Origin of the sequence: Streptomyces sp. NPDC096105 (assembly GCF_044763335.1) — a bacterium.
Classification (GTDB): Bacteria; Actinomycetota; Actinomycetes; order Streptomycetales; family Streptomycetaceae; genus Streptomyces.
In genome coordinates this window covers 206,019-223,627 of sequence record NZ_JBIWGC010000011.1, presented here as the reverse complement: position 1 = coordinate 223,627, position 17,609 = coordinate 206,019, and the positions used below count along the sequence as shown (strand labels likewise).

The 17,609-nt window shown below is 74.7% G+C and carries 18 protein-coding genes; 7 read left to right on the top strand and 11 right to left on the bottom strand.

Features of this window, described 5'->3' with window-relative positions:
* Nucleotides 1-165: 165 nt before the first annotated feature.
* The 4 genes from ACIQ8B_RS19820 to ACIQ8B_RS19805 all read right to left on the bottom strand — a co-directional run bounded on the left by ACIQ8B_RS19820 (nucleotide 166) and on the right by ACIQ8B_RS19805 (nucleotide 5,517).
* Entirely contained in the window at nucleotides 166-645 is a 480-nt protein-coding gene (locus ACIQ8B_RS19820) for a DUF5709 domain-containing protein (RefSeq protein WP_106411059.1), read from the bottom strand.
* A 116-nt stretch (nucleotides 646-761) separates the two neighbouring features.
* On the bottom strand, nucleotides 762-2,255 hold the full coding sequence (locus tag ACIQ8B_RS19815) for a hypothetical protein (protein ID WP_290003291.1): 1,494 nt from the start codon (nucleotides 2,253-2,255) through the stop codon (nucleotides 762-764).
* 170 nt (nucleotides 2,256-2,425) lie between these two features.
* Complete coding sequence (locus ACIQ8B_RS19810; protein ID WP_403548331.1) at nucleotides 2,426-4,783, bottom strand: glycoside hydrolase family 65 protein; 2,358 nt, start codon at nucleotides 4,781-4,783, stop codon at nucleotides 2,426-2,428.
* On the bottom strand, nucleotides 4,780-5,517 hold the full coding sequence (locus ACIQ8B_RS19805) for an HAD family hydrolase (protein WP_403548329.1): 738 nt from the start codon (nucleotides 5,515-5,517) through the stop codon (nucleotides 4,780-4,782). Before ACIQ8B_RS19805 ends, ACIQ8B_RS19810 begins: the two co-directional genes overlap by 4 nt.
* Nucleotides 5,518-5,609: 92 nt before the next feature.
* Here ACIQ8B_RS19805 and ACIQ8B_RS19800 point away from each other — a divergent pair, with 92 nt between their 5' ends.
* The gene (locus ACIQ8B_RS19800) at nucleotides 5,610-6,266 is read left to right on the top strand and encodes a nucleoside/nucleotide kinase family protein (RefSeq protein WP_106411063.1); all 657 of its coding nucleotides are present in this window, start codon (nucleotides 5,610-5,612) and stop codon (nucleotides 6,264-6,266) included.
* A gap of 410 nt (nucleotides 6,267-6,676) precedes the next feature.
* Here the strand turns inward: ACIQ8B_RS19800 and ACIQ8B_RS19795 are convergent, their stop codons facing one another.
* Nucleotides 6,677-7,090, bottom strand: coding sequence for a DUF3662 domain-containing protein (locus ACIQ8B_RS19795; protein WP_290003285.1), 414 nt, complete (start codon nucleotides 7,088-7,090; stop codon nucleotides 6,677-6,679).
* Between the two features lie 129 nt (nucleotides 7,091-7,219).
* Nucleotides 7,220-7,381: a hypothetical protein gene (locus ACIQ8B_RS19790; protein WP_198602381.1), complete on the bottom strand. Its 162-nt coding sequence runs from the start codon at nucleotides 7,379-7,381 to the stop codon at nucleotides 7,220-7,222.
* Between the two features lie 245 nt (nucleotides 7,382-7,626).
* Between ACIQ8B_RS19790 and ACIQ8B_RS19785 the strand changes: the two genes are divergently transcribed.
* From ACIQ8B_RS19785 to ACIQ8B_RS19775, 3 genes are all read left to right on the top strand, one after another.
* Entirely contained in the window at nucleotides 7,627-8,550 is a 924-nt protein-coding gene (locus ACIQ8B_RS19785; protein ID WP_403548326.1) for a MurR/RpiR family transcriptional regulator, read from the top strand.
* Between the two features lie 416 nt (nucleotides 8,551-8,966).
* A complete protein-coding gene (locus tag ACIQ8B_RS19780) occupies nucleotides 8,967-9,335 on the top strand; it encodes a hypothetical protein (RefSeq protein WP_290003279.1) in 369 nt (122 codons plus the stop codon).
* 240 nt (nucleotides 9,336-9,575) lie between these two features.
* Nucleotides 9,576-11,888 carry a SpoIIE family protein phosphatase gene (locus tag ACIQ8B_RS19775; RefSeq protein WP_403548337.1) on the top strand — a complete coding sequence of 771 codons (2,313 nt, stop codon included), beginning with the start codon at nucleotides 9,576-9,578 and terminating at the stop codon, nucleotides 11,886-11,888.
* Between the two features lie 59 nt (nucleotides 11,889-11,947).
* On the opposite strand, the gene ACIQ8B_RS19770 is transcribed toward ACIQ8B_RS19775, so the two are convergent.
* A complete protein-coding gene (locus ACIQ8B_RS19770; RefSeq protein WP_403548324.1) occupies nucleotides 11,948-12,793 on the bottom strand; it encodes a hypothetical protein in 846 nt (281 codons plus the stop codon).
* A 148-nt stretch (nucleotides 12,794-12,941) separates the two neighbouring features.
* Here ACIQ8B_RS19770 and ACIQ8B_RS19765 point away from each other — a divergent pair, with 148 nt between their 5' ends.
* A complete protein-coding gene (locus tag ACIQ8B_RS19765) occupies nucleotides 12,942-13,262 on the top strand; it encodes a hypothetical protein (RefSeq protein ID WP_403548322.1) in 321 nt (106 codons plus the stop codon).
* 51 nt (nucleotides 13,263-13,313) lie between these two features.
* Here the strand turns inward: ACIQ8B_RS19765 and ACIQ8B_RS19760 are convergent, their stop codons facing one another.
* Nucleotides 13,314-13,481, bottom strand: a complete 168-nt coding sequence (locus ACIQ8B_RS19760) for a hypothetical protein (RefSeq protein WP_290003274.1) — start codon at nucleotides 13,479-13,481, stop codon at nucleotides 13,314-13,316.
* Nucleotides 13,482-13,735: 254 nt separating this feature from the next.
* Here ACIQ8B_RS19760 and ACIQ8B_RS19755 point away from each other — a divergent pair, with 254 nt between their 5' ends.
* Nucleotides 13,736-14,164, top strand: a complete 429-nt coding sequence (locus ACIQ8B_RS19755) for a Zn-ribbon domain-containing OB-fold protein (protein ID WP_290003272.1) — start codon at nucleotides 13,736-13,738, stop codon at nucleotides 14,162-14,164.
* A gap of 37 nt (nucleotides 14,165-14,201) precedes the next feature.
* Here the strand turns inward: ACIQ8B_RS19755 and ACIQ8B_RS19750 are convergent, their stop codons facing one another.
* The 3 genes from ACIQ8B_RS19750 to ACIQ8B_RS19740 are packed head-to-tail and all read right to left on the bottom strand — an operon-like array spanning nucleotide 14,202 to nucleotide 16,553.
* Nucleotides 14,202-14,582: a PPOX class F420-dependent oxidoreductase gene (locus tag ACIQ8B_RS19750; RefSeq protein WP_403548320.1), complete on the bottom strand. Its 381-nt coding sequence runs from the start codon at nucleotides 14,580-14,582 to the stop codon at nucleotides 14,202-14,204.
* Nucleotides 14,583-14,635: 53 nt separating this feature from the next.
* Nucleotides 14,636-15,361, bottom strand: coding sequence for a class I SAM-dependent methyltransferase (locus ACIQ8B_RS19745; protein WP_403548318.1), 726 nt, complete (start codon nucleotides 15,359-15,361; stop codon nucleotides 14,636-14,638).
* Entirely contained in the window at nucleotides 15,354-16,553 is a 1,200-nt protein-coding gene (locus ACIQ8B_RS19740) for a MalY/PatB family protein (protein ID WP_403548316.1), read from the bottom strand. The genes ACIQ8B_RS19745 and ACIQ8B_RS19740 overlap by 8 nt, the downstream gene beginning before the upstream one ends.
* Nucleotides 16,554-16,577: 24 nt before the next feature.
* Between ACIQ8B_RS19740 and ACIQ8B_RS19735 the strand changes: the two genes are divergently transcribed.
* Nucleotides 16,578-17,606, top strand: coding sequence for a hypothetical protein (locus tag ACIQ8B_RS19735; protein WP_403548314.1), 1,029 nt, complete (start codon nucleotides 16,578-16,580; stop codon nucleotides 17,604-17,606).
* Nucleotides 17,607-17,609 lie beyond the last annotated feature (3 nt).

Here is a 17,609-nt window from a genome sequence, read left to right as displayed (position 1 = left end):
GGGGCCAGGCGTACGCTGCCTGATGTGGGTCCCGCCGCTTTTTTTAATATCCTTCCTTAGTCACCCGGCCCCTTTCGCCCCGCTCCCTCGCCTGCGGCAGGCGGTCGGCCCGGTGGACCCGGGCGTGCACGGGCCCCGACGGCGTCGTACGGCCCTCGTCGCCGCCTAGCGGTCCTCGGGCAGCTCGGTCTCGTCCTCCACGACGTGCATGGCGGCCTCCTCCGCGCCCGCCGCGCCGCCGTCGATGCCGACGTCGTCGGCGACGGACTCCTTGGTGGTGTCGGGGTGCGCGCCCTCATCCGGCGCGACCAGGCGTCCCGCGCGCTCGGCGCCCGCCTCCGGGTCGACCGGTTCGCCCTCGCCGCCCGGCAGGTCGCCCACGCCGTCGCCGGCCGGCGCGGAGGCGTCCGGCACCTCCTGGGCCAGCCGTTGGTCCAGGCTCTCCCCGTCGTGCTGCTCGGCGGCCGTGATGCCGTGCTTGTTGACGCCCATCGCCTTCTCCGGCGGTGAGTAGCCCTCGTCGAGCATGTCGTCGTAGTCCCGCTCGTCGAGGGCGTCCTGCATGTCGAGCGGGGCGCCATCCTCCTGCTGCTCGTTGGTCCCGGTGGGCTGGTAGACGTCGTCCCCCATCGGTTCGGAGCCCATGGCGTCCTCCCTGTCGCGCTGCGTCGGCTCGTGCCGTCTCGGATGTCAGATCCGCGTTTCCCGTCAGCCGGTCTCTAACCCCGTGAGCCGCCCCACCTGCGGGAAACCGGTGAATCTCACTCCCGTGGCGCGTCCGGACCCGGCGCGACGCGGATGTCGTAGTCCTCGATCCGGTGGACGGGCCAGGTCCGCGCGTAGGCGTGGGGCCTGCTGCCGGCGCGGGTGATCTCGGCGACCGGGACGCGCCCGGCGGTGCGCCGGATGTCCGCGGCCGTCATGTTCTCGTTGTTCCCGGCCGTCGCGCCGGAGGAGCAGCCCGTGTAGTAGCCGATGGGGATGGACTCGTGGCCGGTGACCAGACAGGGCGGGCTGACGCCGAGCCGGTGCAGTCCCTCCGCGGTGCGGGCCCACTCCTCGCGGCCGGCGGCGGAGCGGTTCGCCGTGTGCACCAGCACGGTCAGCTGCACCACCAGGTGGCCCGCGAGGCCCAGCGCGACCACCGCCCGGACGGCCGGCCGCCAGCGCCCGCGCACCGCCGTGACCAGGTACCACAGGGCGTCGGCGACGGGGAGGGCGAGCAGCGCGTAGGCGGGCTGGAGGAAGCGCGGCGCCGCGTACTCGATGGTGAACAGGTACGGCAGCGCGGCGGTGGCGGCGCAGGCCAGCGGCACCACGGTGCGCAGGGCGCGGCGGGCGCGCACGGCGACGACGAGGCCGAGCACGGCGAGCAGCGGCAGCACGAACCACCACAGGGTGATCACCGGGTGGGGCATCGACCCGGTGCAGGGGCGGCACAGGGTGCGTCCGCCGAGGCTGCGGAGCTGGTCGTCGACGGCCATGTGCAGGCCGAGTCCGCCCTGGATGCGGGACGCCTCGGCCAGCCGTTCGCCGAGGCCGCCGAACGACGCGTACGCCTCGATCACCCACGGCACCCCGCCGGCCAGCAGACCGCCGACGAGCGCCGCCAGGAGGCGCGGGCTGCGGCCCGCCGCCGCGAGGACGAGCAGCGGGATCGAGACGTAGACGGCGTCGGTGGGCCGCATCCACGCCATCAGCGCGGCGCCCGCCACGACGGCCCACAGGGCGCCCCTGGCAGCGGGGTCCTGGCGGTGGCGCAGGAACGACCCGACGGCGACGAGCGCGCCGACGGCCACCCAGTAGTTGGGCATGGCCTGGGGGCCGTAGAAGAGGGTCACCCACAGGAAGGCGAAGAAGGCGCCGGCGGTGACCAGGACGCGGGTGGGGAACAGGCCGCGCCAGGCGCGCAGGGCGAGGTACAGCCCGAGTCCGGAGAGCAGCGCGAGGTAGATCCGCAGCAGCACGGTGGAGTCGGACCAGGACGCGACGGGCGCGACCAGCAGGGAGACGCCCCGGGAACGGGGGGCGCTGAAGAAGGCGGCCGGGTGGTGGGCGGTGACCTGGCTGGTGTAGACGATCTCGTCCCACCCGAGGCCCAGCGTCGGTCGCACGAGGACGAGTTGGGCCAGGGTGAAGACGGCGGCGAGCACCGCGAGCGGCCGTGCGTCGTGGACGGTCCACGGGCCGGCCGGCCGTGACCGCTTCTCGTTCCGCCGGGTCACGGTCGGCGGGGCTCCGGCGCCGTGGGTCATCGTCCGTCCTTCGCTGCCGCCGGTCCTGAGTGCCGTCTCCCTCGGGCCGCGGAGGCCCCTTGCCGTGAGGAACGTGAGGAGGACGGATGGAGGGGAATCACGGCCAAAGCTAACCCGGACCGGTCGGCGGCGCAGGCGGAGAACGGCCGAGGACCCCCTGAGCGCCCCGGTCACCGCGGACGGGGCCGGCGGTGCGCGGGCTGTTCGGGCGACCGCCGCGGGGCGGGCACCGGGACCGGGCCCTCGGCGGGGGCGTCCACGCCCACGGTCAGCCCCGTGCCGTGGTGACGGAGGGTCAGCGGGGGTCCGGAGCGCAGGCGGTACGTGGCGCGGTCGGCGGTGATCTCCACGCGCAGACACCGGTCGCGGTGGCCGAGGGTGAAGGCGAGCCGGCGCAGTCCGGGCGGCAGCCGGGGCGTGAAGCGGAGGCCGTCGTCGTCCCAGCGCATGCCGCCGAACCCGGCGACCAGCGCGGTCCACGCCCCGGCCATGGAAGCGATGTGGAGTCCGTCGCGCGTGTTGTGCTCCAGGTCCGCGAGGTCCATCAGCGCGGCCTCGGCGGTGTACTCGTACGCCAGGTCCAGGTGGCCGGTGCGGGCGGCCATCACGGCCTGGACGCAGGCGGACAGGGAGGAGTCGCGGACGGTCAGCGGCTCGTAGTAGGCGAAGTTGCGGGCGATCTGCTCCTCGTCGTGACGCTCCTCGAACCAGTCGGCGCGGGTGTGCATCGCGAGCACCAGGTCGGCCTGTTTGATCACCTGTTTGCGGTAGAGGTCGAAGTACGGAAAGTGCAGCATCAGCGGGTACTGGTCGGCGCGGGTGCCGGCGAAGTCCCACCGCTGGTGGCGGGTGAAGCCCGCGTGCTGCTCGTGCACGCCGAGTTCGTCGTTGTACGGCAGGTGGACCGCCTCGGCGGCGTCCCGCCAGCTCGCGCTCTCCTCCTCGTCGACGTCCAGCTCGGCCGCCCGGTCGGGGTGGCGTTTGCACACGTCGGCGGCGGCCAGCAGGTTCGCGCGGGCCATGAGGTTGGTGTACGTGTTGTCGTCGGCGACGGCGCTGTACTCGTCCGGTCCGGTGACCCCGTCGATGTGGAAGACGCCCCGGTCGTCGTGGTGGCCCAGGGAGCGCCACAGCCGGGCGGTCTCCACCAGCAGCTCCACGCCCGTGTCGCGTTCGAAGCGCTCGTCGCCGGTGGCCTGGACGTAGCGCACGACGGCGTCGGCGATGCCCGCGTTGACGTGGAAGGCGGCGGTGCCGGCCGGCCAGTACGCGGAGCCCTCCGGTCCCTCGATGGTGCGCCAGGGGAACGCGGCGCCGCGCAGGCCCAGCTGGGCGGCGCGCTCCCGGGCGACGGGCAGGGTGCTCTGCCGCCAGCGCAGCGCCTCGGCGGCGGCCTGCGGCACCGTGCAGATCAGCAGCGGCAGCACGAACACCTCGGTGTCCCAGAAGGCGTGCCCGTCGTAGCCGGAGCCGGTGAGTCCCTTGGCGGGTATCGCGCGCCGCTCGGCGCGGGCGCCCGCCTGCAGCACGTGGAACAGGGCGAAGCGCACGGCCTGTTGGATCTCCTCGTCGCCGTCGACCTCCACGTCGGCGCGGCTCCAGAACGCGTCGAGGTAGTCGCGCTGTTCGTCGAGGAGGCCCTGCCAGCCGCTGTGCGCGGCGGCCGCCAGCGCCGCCTCCACCTGGTCGCTCATCGCGGGCCGGGAGCGGACGCCGGACCAGCCGTGGGCGACGAACTTCTCCACCCGCAGCCGCTGTCCCGGCTCCAGGACGGAGGTGACCGTCAGCCGGGCCATGTCGATGTCGCTCTCGCAGTCGGTGGTGGTCCGTTCGGGACCGTCGACGACGTGGTCGGCGGCCACGGCGACCCGCAGACCGCTGCGCCGGGTGCGATGCACCAGCCGCAGCCGGCCGCCCTTGGCGAAGTCCTCCTCGTGCTCCAGCGGGGACCGCAGCGCGCGGGCGGCGCGCGGGTCGCCGTCCGGGCCGGGCAGGGACTCGTTGGCGACGAGCTCGGACTGCACCACCACCCGGGTGCGGCTGTCGACGGGTTCCACCTCGTAGGCGACGACGGCGACGGCCCGCTGGGTGAGGGACACCAGCCGGGTGGAGCGCACCCGGACGGTGGAACCGGCGGGCGAGGTCCACTCGCAGGCCCGGGTCAGGACGCCGCGGCGCAGGTCGAGGGTGCGTTCGTGGTGGACGAGCCGGCCGTAGCGCAGGTCGAACGGCTCGTCGTCGACGAGGAGCCGGAGCACCTTGCCGTTGGTGACGTCGATGACCGTCTGCCCGGACTCGGGATAGCCGTAGCCGGCCTCGGCGTAGGGCAGGGGGTGCAGTTCGTGGACGCCGTTGAGGTAGGAGCCGGGCATGCCGTGGGGTTCGCCCTCGTCGAGGTTGCCGCGCCAGCCGACGTGGCCGTTGGACAGCGCGAACACCGACTCGCTCTGCGGCAGCCGCTCCAGGTCCAGGCCGCGTTCCCGCACGGTCCAGGGGTCGATGTCGTACCAGCGGCGGGTGCGGGTCACGCGTCACCCCCGAGCTCGGACAGGTCGGTGACGACCCGGTCGGCGCCGTGCGCGTACAGGGCGGCGGCCTGTCCGACGCGGTCCACGCCGACGACGAGGCCGAACCGTCCGGCGCGTCCGGCGTCCATGCCGGCCAGCGCGTCCTCGAACACCGCGGCCCGCGCGGGCTCCACGCCCAGGTCGCGGGCGGCGGCGAGGAAGGTGTCGGGCGCCGGCTTCCCCGGCAGGCGCCGCTCGACGGCGACCACCCCGTCGATCCGCACGTCGAAGAGGTGCTCGGCGTGGACGGAGCGCAGCACGTCCAGGCAGTTGGCGCTGGACGAGACGACCGCGGTGCGCAGGCCCCGCGCGCGGACGGCGTGCAGATACGTCAGGGTGCTGTCGTAGGGCTCCACGCCGTCGGTGCGGATCTTCGCGAGCAGCAGCTCGTTCTTGCGGTTGCCCAGCCCGTGCACGGTGGCGGCGGCCGGCGGGTCGCCGGGGCCGCCCTCGGGCAGCCGGACGCCCCGGGAGGCGAGGAAGGTGCGCACGCCGTCGGCGCGCGGCCTGCCGTCCACGTAGGCGTCGTAGTCGGCGGCGGTGAAGGGGGCGAAGCCCTCGCCGTCCCGCTCGCGCAGGAAGGCGTCGAACATCTCCTTCCACGCGGCGGCGTGCACCACGGCCGTCCTGGTGACGACGCCGTCGAGGTCGAAGAGGCACGCCTCGATGTCTTCGGGCAGACCCAGATCCGTCATACCGTCACCGTTCCCCGGACGGCGCGGAACAGTGAGTGGCGCGGGCCACACGGGTGGCGGGGCCCGGCGTCCCGGGTGACACACTCTGCTGTGTGGCGCTGACCTTCGACGACCTCCTCCGCCGCGCCCGCGCCCTCCCCCGGGGCGGGCGGCGCGCGATCCTCGGCATCGCCGGCAGTCCCGGCGCGGGCAAGTCCACGCTCGCGCAGCGCCTGGTCGGCGAGTTGAACGGCTCCGGCGAGCCGTGGGTGGCGTACGTCCCCATGGACGGCTTCCACCTCGCCGACGCGGAGCTGGAGCGGCTGGGCCGCCGGGACCGCAAGGGCGCCCCCGACACCTTCGACGCGGCCGGGTACGCGGCCCTGTTGCGGCGGCTGCGCGAGGCCGACGAGAACGACGAGGCCGGCGAGGTGGTGTACGCCCCCTGCTTCGAACGGGAGCTGGAGCAGCCGCTGGCCGGGGCGGTCCCGGTGCCGCCGGCCGCGCGCCTGGTGGTCACGGAGGGCAACTACCTGCTGCTCGGCACCGGGGCGTGGGCGCGGGTGCGTCCGCTGCTGGACGAGGTGTGGTTCTGCGCGGCGGACGAGGAGCGGCGGGTGGGCCGGCTGATCGCCCGTCACGAGCGGTTCGGGAAGTCGCACGAGGAGGCGGTCGCCTGGGTGGAGCGCTCCGACGAGCGCAACGCGGAGCTGGTGGAGGCGACACGGGACCGGGCGGACGTGGTGGTGCCGGTGGAGGAACTGACGTGACGTCGGGCCGCGTCCGGCCGCCGGCCGTCCGGGCCGGCGGGCTCGCGTCCGTGACCGGAGAGGCCGGCACCGCTCCTGGCCCACGCGACGGGACCACGCCGGCCGGACATGCGCCGGTGTGGGAGCGGGGCGCATGAGGCGTCGCGCGGCGGTGTGGGGGCGGTGGCCGGTGCCCGTTCCGGTGGTGCTGTCGCCGGGGCGGGCGGCCGTGGCGAGGGCGGCGGCCGCCGGGCCGCGTCCGGAGCCGGGATTCGACGGTGGCCGGACCGCGTCGGGGCGGCGGCCGCGGTACGAGTCGGGCAACGGTCCCTGGCGGCCGGTGTTCCGGGCCCGCCTGCCGGTGATCGTGCCGACGCCGGAATGCGGGCCGGCGGTGTGCGCGTTCGCGTGCCCCCGGGTCCTCGGCGTCCTCAGCCCTCGCCCGGCTGGGCCGCCCGCTGGAAGCCGACCGCGCTCACGTGCTGCATGACCGTGCTCGCCACGCGGTAGCGGCCGTTGGGCACCTCGGCGGAACGGCGCACGTGCACGGTGAGCGGGCCCGCCCACTCGTAGCCGTTGCGGGCGGCATGCCGGGCCAGCCGGTCGGTGAGCACCTGGCCCACGCTGTCGCCGCGTCGGGACAGCCGCTCGTGCACCGGCTCGGCGAGCTCGACGTCGTAGGCGTTGGGGACCATCACCCGCCCCGCACGGCACACCACGGCGTTGCTGTCGCACTCGCGCCGCAGGGCGTCGACGAGTTCGAGCGGATCACGCCCGAACATCCGCGCCCACAGGGCCTCCCATCGGTTCTCCAGTGCCGTTTCCAGCGCGCTCAGGGCGCTCATACTGTCACCTGCCGAAACTCGGTCGCGTCGGGACGGGGGCGGGTGGAACGGCGGTCATGGCGTTCGGACCAGGCCGCAGGGCGGGGCCGGCCGGTCCCGGCGCCCGCGGCCTGATCCGAGCGGCATGCCCTACCGCTCCTCGTAGTCGTCGGGCCGGATCTCGGCCTCCTCCAGCGCCTCGCGCATGGTCCGGCCGGTGCCGCCCTGCGCCTGCGCGTCATCCTCGCGGTGCTGCTCGAGGACCTCGTCGGTGTCGTGCGTCTTCGGCCGGTTCTCCTCGGGGACGGTCATGTCCGCAGTGCTCCTCGTCTTGCAGGGGGTTGCGATGTCGCTGTGTCGCGGTGCCGCGGTGCCGCGGTGCAGCGCTGAGTCGGCGGGTTCCCTGAGCGGGCGGGGATATCCCCCGCGAAGCCGGAGCGGTCTCCCCCCGGACATGGCCGGCCCCGCGCCGTGGCCGGTCCCCGTCGGCGACGGCGCTGGTGGTGCGAGGGGGTGGGCTATGTTGAACCCTCGTGGGAGACAAGGGAGGCGTACCGGTGCCATCGCCGCAGCAGGCACGCGCACAGGCGTACGCGATCACCTCGGCCAAGGCGGGTCCGGAGACGGAGCCGTCCCCGACGGCCCAGCTCCGCGCCCTCTTCGACCGGCCCCGGCTCTCCCCCGGCCAGCGGCGTATCGCGCAGTACCTGATCGAGCACATCACCGAGGCGGCGTTCCTGTCGATCACCGATCTCGCGGACCGCGCCGGGGTGAGTCAGCCCTCGGTGACCCGGTTCGCCTCGGCGGTCGGTTTCAGCGGCTACCCGGCACTGCGGGAGAAGCTCCAGTCGATCACCCTCGGCACCCGGCCCGCCGGCGCCGGCCAGACCGAGGAGCACCGCGGCAACGAACTGCAGGCGGCCGTCGACGCCGAGATCGAGAACCTCGAGAACCTGCGGCGGGACCTCGCCGACACCGACCGCGTCATCGAGGCGGGCCGCGCCCTGTCCGCCTCCACCCCGCTGACCGTCCTGGGCCTGCGCATCTCCGTCTCGCTGGCCGAGTACTTCGCGTACGCCGCCCGCCGTATCCACCCGGACGTGCGGCTGGTGACGCTCGGCGGCAGCGTGGCCTACGACGCCCTGCTGCAGTCGCGGGAAGCGGGCGGGACATGGGTGCTGGCGTTCTCCATGCCGCGGCACGCGCAGGAGACCCTGACGGCGGTGCGGGTCGCGCGCAGCGCCGGGCTGAAGGTCGCGCTCATCACCGACCTGGCGCTGGGGCCGCTCGCGGACGAGGCGGACGTCACCTTCGCCACCGGCACCGGCTCCCGCCTGGTCTTCGACTCGTACGCGGCCCCGGGCGTGATGTGCGCGGCGCTGCTGCAGGCCATGACGGACGCCGACCCGGAGCGGACGCAGGCCCGGCTCGAGGACTACGAGCAGGTCGCCGACGAGCACCGGTTCTTCCTTCGGGACTGAACCCTCGCTCACTGCGGGACCGGCCCGGTCCGGGGCCGCCTCCGGCGCGTCACCCGGTGCGATCAGGCATGAATGTTTTCATGCGTCTTGCCAAGCGGACGGCATATATAAATACTGCTCACGGATCGCGGCCCGGCCGCTCCGGACCGCGTTCCGTCCACCTCACCCGCCCGCCCGGAAGGCCGAGGGTCCGCCATGCGCTGCACGCACCCGTCGCCGCGGCCGCCCGCACCGGCCTCCTCCGGGCACCCGCACGAACGCCCGCGGCCGCCGGCTCCCACCCGTGCCGGCGGCCGGGGTGTCCGGCCGGGCCTCCCCTGCCCGGCCACCCGTGGCGGCCCCGGTCGTGCCCTGGACCGGGGCCGCCCCACCCCGTCGCCCGCGCCGGCGGCGCCGCACACCCGGAAGCGAAGATCATGCCTGTGACGTCCACGCGCCTCGGACCCGACTGGCCCCGCCAGGTCAAGACCCCCGGGAGCTACGACTGGGAACGCTCGGCGGCCAGGTGGCTGCGCGAGCTGGTCCCGGCGCGCTACGCGAGCTACCCGGCGTTCGTCCGGCACCCCGTGCTGCTGGCCCGGCATGCCCGGATCCAGGTCGAGCACGAGATACGGGTGGCGCGCACCGCGCTGCAGACCGCCCGCGCGGACCTGCCCCGGCTGGGCCTGCACGAGGGGGTGATCGAGCACACGATCAAGCTGTACGCGGCCGAGCTGACGCAGCTCCAGCACATCGCGCGGAGCGTCCGGGCGGTCGCCCGGGCCCTGGACGAGAGCGCCCGCTGACCGTGCACGGCCCGGCGGCCCGGTCCCGCGCCCGTACGGGCCGCCCCGCCCCCGCGCGGTCGCGTCCGGGCCGCCACGGACCGGCCAGGACCGGCAGTCCCTGGTGACAAGCCGGTCAACGAACACGGGCGGGTGTGCAATGCTCGGTGCGTGAAGAGCGATCGCTTTGTCCAGGTCGGGCCCGGCACGGTCCCGGACGTGGTCGAACTGGCCAGGGTCGTCGCCCAGCAGCGCGCCGAGATGGACCGGCTCCGCGAGCAGGCCGCGACGACGGTGGCCGTGGAGCGCGCCAAGGGCGTCGTGATGGCTCTGTCCGGCTGCACCGCGGACGCCGCTGAGGAGATCCTGTACCAGCGCGCCAAGGCCGCCCGCCGCACCCTGCTGGAGGAGTGCTGGATCACCCTGGGTGAGCTGGCGCCCGCCCGGCCGTGCGAGGACGCGGCCGCTCCCCGCCCGGAGGGCGGACCCGGGGACGCGGCGGCCGTCATGTCCGCGGCGGACGCCCCGGCGCCCTTCGCCGGGTCCGACGACGTCGCCGACGCCCTGAGCCGCCTGGGCCGCGCCCTGGTCCACGTGGAGACGCACCAGGCGCTCGCCGAGTGCCTGCGGGACCATCTCGCCCCGGACCTGGACGCCGACTCGGTGATGATCTACGTCCGCCGCTCCGGCGGCGGCCTGGTGCTGGCCGGGCACGCCGGCATCGACGACGGGCTCGCCGCCCGCTGGCGTCAGGTGCCCCCGTCCAGCGGGATGGCCATGGCGGACGCCCTGCTGACGGGCGAACCGCGCTGGCTGGAGAACTACTCCGAGGACAGCAGGCGCTACCTGCTGATCGGCGAGCCGCCCGAGCGGTGGCAGTCCCGGGTCTGGCTGCCGCTGCGCGCCGGGGACGGCTCCGACGTGTGCATCGGCGTGCTGCGCGGACGCCCCGACGTCTTCACCCCGCGCGACCGCGCGCATCTGGAGGGCGTCGTCCGGCTGTGCGCGGGACGCGTGCGTACCTTCACCTCGCCGGCGACGTCGGCCCGCGACGCCGGGACGGACGCCGTCCGGTCGCTGTTCGCGGCGCTGCCGGTTCCCGCGATGCTGCTGACGCCCGTCACCGGGGCCTCCGGCGACGTGGAGGACTTCCGCGTCGAAGCGGCCACCGCCCAGGCGGCCGACCTCCTCGGCGGATCCTCGGGCGACCCGGCCGGCCGGCGGCTGCGCGAGGTGCGGCCCGACCTCACGGATGTCCCGATGTGGCAGGGCTGCCTGGACACCCTGGAGGGCGGCGGGCCGTACGAGAGCGAGCCGTTCGCGCACCAGGAGACCGTGGACGGGGTCACCGAGCTGGCCACCTACTCGGTGCGGGTGACGCGGCTGGAGGACGCGCTGGTCGTCACCTGGCTGCGGCACGCCTCCTCGGACCGGCAGGAGCAGCGGCTGGCGGAGCTGCAGCGGCTCGGCAACATCGGCTGGGCCAACTGGAACCTGGCGCGGGAGGAGGCGTCCTGGTCGGCGCAGGTCTTCACGATCCTCGACCGGGACCCGGCGGACGGACCGGCCCGGCTCGCCGACGTCCCCGGTCTGGCGCTGCCCGAGGACCGGCCGGCGCTGGGGGCCGCCGTCGAGGCCCTGCTGCGCGAGGGGCAGCCGTTCGACGCGCTGTTCCGGGTCCGCGGCGGACACGGCGTACGGCATCTGCGGCTGGTCGCCGAGGTGGTGGCGGACACGCACGGCACCCCGGTCGAGGTGCACGGGGTCGTGCAGGACCTGACCGCGCGGCGGCGGGCGGAACTGGCGCTGGTGGAGAGCGAGCGGGTGAACCTCACCCAGCACGACGTGCTCCAGTCGGAGCGGGTCCTGGTCGCCCGGCTGCAGAACGCGCTGCTGCCGCTGCCCGACAAGGTCGTGGACCTGTCCGGGCTGCGCGTCGAGGTCGCCTATCTGCCCGCGCAGGCCGGCATACACGTCGGAGGCGACTGGTTCAGCGCCGTGGAACTTCCCGACGGGGACGCCCTGTTCGTCGTCGGGGACGTGGCCGGCCACGGCGTGGACGCGGTCGCCACGATGGCGCAGCTCCGCTTCACGGCGAAGGGCATGGTGAGCACGGGCTCGTCGCTGAAGGGCGCGCTGTCCCGGCTCAACTCGCTGCTGCTGCACTCCCGGGACGCCCACGGCACCGCGACGATGGTCATCGCCCGCTACCACGCGGCGGGCCGCCGGCTGGTGTGGGCGCAGGCCGGTCACCCGCCGCCGCTGCTGCTGCGCGGCGGCGAGGCGACGTATCTGCACCGGCCCAGAGGCATGCTGCTGGGCGCCACCTCCGCCCCGTACTTCGAGGAGACCGAGCACCGCCTCGAACCGGGCGACCGCCTGCTCCTGTACACCGACGGCCTGGTCGAGCGCCCCCCGGAGAACATCGACACCGGCCTCACCCGCCTCGCCGACGCCGCGGCCGCCCACCCCGAGGACACCCCGGGTTCCCTGGGCACCCTCCTGGACGTGATGCTGGAGGACGAGCGGCGGGACGACGTGTGCGTGCTGGACATTCGCGTGCCGCGGGAGTGACCGCACGGGGGAGGCGAGCCGCCCGCGGCGGGCGAGACACGTGACCGGGGCCGGCCGGTTCAGCCCCGGGCGCCCTCGGCCTCGCGCAGGAAGCGGTGCAGGGACGCCGTCATCGCGGCGACGAACGCGTTCCGGGTCGCGTCGTCGAGGGCGTCGAGCGACAGGTAGGGGTTGAGGTCCTCCAGCTCGACGAGCAGGAGTTCGCCGTCCGGCGCCCGGCAGGCGTCGACCCGCTGGATGCCGTGGCCGAGGGTGTTCCACTCGATGAACCGCCGGGCGAAGCCGAGGTCGCCGGGGGTGGGCCGGTAGGGCTCCAGCCGCCAGCGCGCGGCGGGGTCCGGGGCGTGAAGGGCGTACTGGAAGTCCTGGTCGACGAAGTAGAACGACACCTCGTAGGCGAAGTCGATGTACGGCTGCACGAGGACGTCGCCGTCGGCGGGGGCGGACGCCTCGGCGGCCGGGACGATCCGCAGCCCGTGCGAGTCGGCGCCGAGCCGCGGCTTGACGACGTACCGCTCCGCGCGGGGCAGCCGGTGCAGGTCCTCGGTCCGGCCGACGGTGGGGATCACCGGCAGCCCGGCGTCGGTCAGGTCCAGCAGGTACTGCTTGCCGGCCATGTCCCCGCGCCCGGTGAGCGGGTTGTACACCGGCGTGCCGGTCGCGAGGGCCCGCGTGCGGAACTCCCGGTAGGCGTCGGGATACCCCAGCACCGGCCCGCTGTTCCGCACCACGACCCCGTCGAACCCGCCCATCAGGGCGACGGCGTCCCGCGGATGGCACAGGGCGAGATCGAACTCCTCGCGCAGCCGGGAGGTGAGAAAGATGTCCTCGTCGCAGTACCGCCGCCCCCGGGCCGGGTAGGCCAGGTCGGTGACGTACAGGACGCGGGGGCGGGTGGCGCGCATGGGGACTCCTCGGGGCGGCGTGCGTCGATCTTAGGGACGGTTCCGGAACCGACGCACAGCCGCGCGGTCACCGGCACGGCATCCCCGCGGTCCGCGGACCTGCCGAAGACACCACACCGCGGAGCGGCACCCCTCCTGTCATCAGCCGGTGGTCTCCGACTGGCGTACCCGCGCAACTCGTCTCCAGGATCAGGGGCGGGATCGACGCGACCGCCAGCGCCTCGGCGGCCGGGGCATCGCCTCGTCCGACGTCCACTGCGACGGCCACAGCCACAACAAGCTGATCGTGTGCGACGCGAAGTACGCCGGCCAGTGGCGCAAGGCCGTGTTCGTCGGCTCGTACGACCCGACCGAGAACTCCGCGACCCGCGCCGGCGACGCGATGCTCCGTGTCGTCGGCGGCTGGGTCACCGACCGGTACGTCGAGCAGTTCCGTCAGCTGTGGACCAGCCCCCGCGCCTGCGGCTGACGAACGGGGGCCCGGCGACGCGTGTGCGCCGGGCCCCCGGCCGGGGAGGGGTCAGCGTCTGCCGGGCCGGCCCGCCCCGATGCCGGCGACGTGCAGGGCCAGGGCGGTCAGCCCCAGCAGCATCACGTTCACCGAGGAGAACACCTCATTGGTCCCGATCTCCGCCGCGTTGATCAGGAAGGCGATGAAGAACAGCACCGCCGCGACTATGCCGAGCATGAACGAGCTCCTTCCGTAGAGGTGTTGCCCGTATGCCCGGCTCTCGTGGACTCAGACCCGTCACGTTCCCGTCAGGCGCCGGGGCTCCCCGGAAGCGGCCCTCGCCCCGAAGAAAGAGGGTACTGAGTGCCTTTACTCGTGACACTCAGTGCCATAACCTGTGGCCGTGCGCGGTGGCACGGCCACCGGGCAGGCGCGTGCCCGGGCGGGACCGTGCACGTGGAAGTCCGGCCGAGTGCAGGGAGTTGACCAGCGTGTACCACTTCTCAGGAAGCGTCGCTCAGCGGGCAGCCGGCTCCACGACGCGCCTGCTCGAACCGCAGGGCCCCGAGTCGCGGGGCGGCGACCAGGAGGCCATGCTCTTCCAGCGCTGCACCTGGTGCCGCACGGCGATGTACCACCGGCTGCTGTGCCCGGTCTGTCAGGGCAGCGACCTGCGGACGGAGCGCAGCGCGGGTTTCGGCACGGTGCGCCACTCGACGGTGCTGCACCGCAACACCCCCGCCGCGCGCAACGTGTCGCTGATAGAGATGGCCGAGGGGTTCGTGGTGCGGGGCCGGGTCATGGGCCCGCCCATCGGCATCCACAGCGGTGACCGGGTGCGGCTGTCGACGGCCGAGGACCCGGTGCGCGGTGAGCCGGTGTTCCAACTGGTGGACGAGCCGCTGCGAGCCTGGACCTGACAGCTCCGGCGCCGACGGCCGTACGCGGGACGTGGGTTCACAGGGTGACGCGGATGCCCACCGTGCCGTCCAGGCCCCGGCGCAGCCGGCTGCCCAGCAGGGTGAGGCGGCCCGTCAGCCCGTACTTGCGGGCGATCAACTGCCGGTAGCGGGCGGTCGTGGCCGCGTCGCAGATCTCCGCGGTGGCCGGGACCTGGTCGCCGGTCGGGTTGCCGCGCAGGTCGCACGGTCCCACGAGGACGTCCTTCCGGGCGCGGATCCGCTTGACCTTCCACGAGCCGGCCGCGGTCCACACGCCCAGCGCGTCGCCGTCGCGCACCACCCACACCGGGGTGGCGACGGGCGTGCCGTTCCTCCGGTAGCTGGTGAGCAGCAGGTACTTCCCTGCTCCGAGCCGGTCCCGCAACGCGTCGTCCATGCCCCGAGTCTAGGCCGGCTCCGGCATGTCCCGCCGGGAGCCGTCCGGCCCTGCTACGGGCGGCGGGCGACGAACACGAGCTCCCGGCCGGGGCGGTCGGGTGCGTCCCGCGCCTCCTCCAGCACGTAGCCGTGGTCCGCGAGGTCCGCCTCGACCTCCTTCCGCTCCCGGAACCGCAGGGTCGAGTCCGAGACCAGCGTCTCCCCGTCCGACGTGAACACGTACGTCGTACGGAACGTCACCGACGGGCCGTCCACACGGGTCACTTCGTGCCAGCTCTCCACCCGGCCGACGCCCGGCACGTCGGCGCTGACGTACGACTGCTCGCGGGTCCAGGTCTCCCACGCGCGCCGGGCCGGGTCGCGGGTCTCGAAAACCAGGCGTCCGCCGGGACGCAGGGCCGCGCGGGCGCCGCGCAGGGTGGCGTGCCAGGCGCCGGGGTCCGTGATCTCCTGGGCGGCGTTCGCCGTCATCGTGGCCAGGTCGGCCGCGAGCGGGGGCAGTTCCGTGGCGTCCCCCTCGATCCAGCGGACCCGATCGGCGCCCGGCTTGGCGCGGGCGACGTCGAGGGAGGCGCCGGCGGGGTCGACGCCCACGACGTCGATGCCCTCGTCCGCGAGGAGCAGCGCGAACACGCCCGTGCCGCAGCCGATGTCCAGCACCGTACGGGCGCCGAACTCCCGCGCCATGCGCAGATAGGCGTCGAGGTCGCCGCGGTCGGGGTCGAGCGGGTCGTAGAGGGCGGCGAGCCGCGGGTGGGCGAAGGAGGCGTCAGACACGGGTGCCGCCCGCCGCGCGCACGGCGGCCGCCATCCGGCGCACCGCCTCGGTGAGCACCTCGGGCGAGGTCGCGAGGTTCAGCCGGGCGTGGCCCGCGCCGCCCGCGCCGAACGGCAGCCCGCCGGTCAGCGCCACCCGGCCGTGGTCGAGGAACGCCTCGGCGGGGTCGTCGCCCAGGCCGAGGCCGCGGCAGTCGAGCCAGGCGAGGTAGGTGGCGTCGCCCGGACGGTACCGGACGGCCGGCAGGTGCTCGGCGAGCAGCTCGGTGAGCAGCCGGCGGTTGGCGTCCAGGCCCTCGAGCAGGGCATCCAGCCAGCTGGTGGCGTCGCGCAGGGCGGCCGTGTGGGCGAGGATGCCGACGTGGCTCGGACCGTGGCCGACCACCTCCGGCATCCGGGCCAGGTCGTCGCCCGCCCCGGGCCCGGCGACGGCGAGGGCCGCCTTCAGCCCGGCCAGGTTCCACGCCTTGGACGCCGACATCAGCGACAGGCCGCGCTCGCCGCCGGGCACGCTCAGGTACGGCACGAACCGTGCGCCGCCGAGCACCAGCGGCGCGTGGATCTCGTCGGCGACGACCCGCACGCCGTACCGCTCGGCGAGCGCCGCCACCGCCGTCAGCTCGTCGGCGGTGTGCACGGTGCCGGTGGGGTTGTGCGGGCTGCACAGCAGGTACGCGGCCCGCCCGCCGCCGGCCGTCGCCTCCCGGAAGGCACGCTCCAGGACGTCCGGGTCGAGCCGCGCGTCCGCGCCGAGCGGCGCCTCGACGACCCGGCGGTCCGCGTGCCGCACGAAGTCGTAGAAGGGCGGGTAGACCGGCGGGTTCACCACGACCGGGTCGCCGGGCCCGGTGACCAGCCGGAGCATCTCGACCACGCCCAGCATCACGTCCGGCACGATCGCGGTGCGCTCCACGGCGAGCCCGGGCCAGTTCCACCGCTTGCCGGCGAAGGCGGCCAGCGCCTCGGCGTACGCGGTCCCGGCCGGGTACCCGGTGTCACCGGTCGCCATCGCGTCGGTGACCGCGCGCACGACCGGTTCCGCGAGCGCCACGTCCATCTCGGCCACCCACACGGGGAGGACGTCGTCGGGGTGGGTCCGCCACTTCATGCTGGTGCGGCGGCGCAGCTGATCCAGGGAAAGGGCCTCGAGGGGATTCGGTTCACCGGACGTGCCGTGCGGGATCCTGGTCATGCAACACACGATAGGGGGCGTGGTGTGGACCCACATCAGGATGTCGCGGCGCCGCCCGGCGACGGTGACGGGACGGTCCTGGAGATCGCCTGCGACGAGTCGGGGTCGGACGGCGAGAACCTGACCGGCGGGAACACCGACGTGTTCGCGCACGCCGGGGTGCGCGTCCCCGTGCCGGCCGCGGCCGGCGCCCTGCGGGAGATCCGCGACCGGATCCGCTCCCCGGCCTCCGAGTACAAGGCGACCCATCTGCTGCGGGAGAAGCACCGGGCGGTGCTGGAGTGGTTCCTCGCGCCGGGCGGGCCGCTGCACGGCGCGGCGCGCGTGCACCTCACCGAGAAGTCGTTCTTCGTGGTGGACCGATTGGCCTCCGTGCTCCTCGGCGACCCGGGAGCGGCGGCGGAGCTGTACCGCACGGGCCGGGAGGCGCTGGGGGCGGAGGACTGGCAGCGGTTCCTGTCCGTGGCGAACCGGCTGCTGCGCACCCGCAACGGGGCGGAGCCGGGGTCCTCGGTGCCGCTGTTCTTCGAGACCCTGGACGAGCTGTGCCGGATGTACGCCGGTACGGACGCGGGCCCGGTGCTGGAACGGCTGGTGGCGGGGCGCCGGCGGGCCGAGGCGTACCGGGCGGGGCTGCTCGACGGCCCGGCGGTGCGCATCCCGGTGCTCAACCCGCTGCTCCCGGCGATCGTCGCCACGGCCGCGTACTGGTGCGGGCGCGGGCGCCGGCCGGTGCGGCTGGTGCACGACCGGCAGAACCTGCTGACGCCCGGGCGCCTCGCGTGGATCGAGGAGACCGCCCGGCGGTCCGGCGTCGCCCTGGCGGAGGTGCGGCTGGTCGTCGCGCGGGACGACCCGCGGGTGCAACTGGCGGACTTCCTCGCCGGGATCGCCCGCAAGGCGGCCGGTGACGCGCTGCGCGGGGACGGCGACCCGGGGCTCACCGCGCTGCTGCGTCCCTACGCCGACCCGGCGTCCGTCTGGGGCGACGCCCGCACCGCGGCCGCACTGGGCCTGCCCGTGCCCGGCTCCGCGGCGCGGACGGGCGGCTGAGGC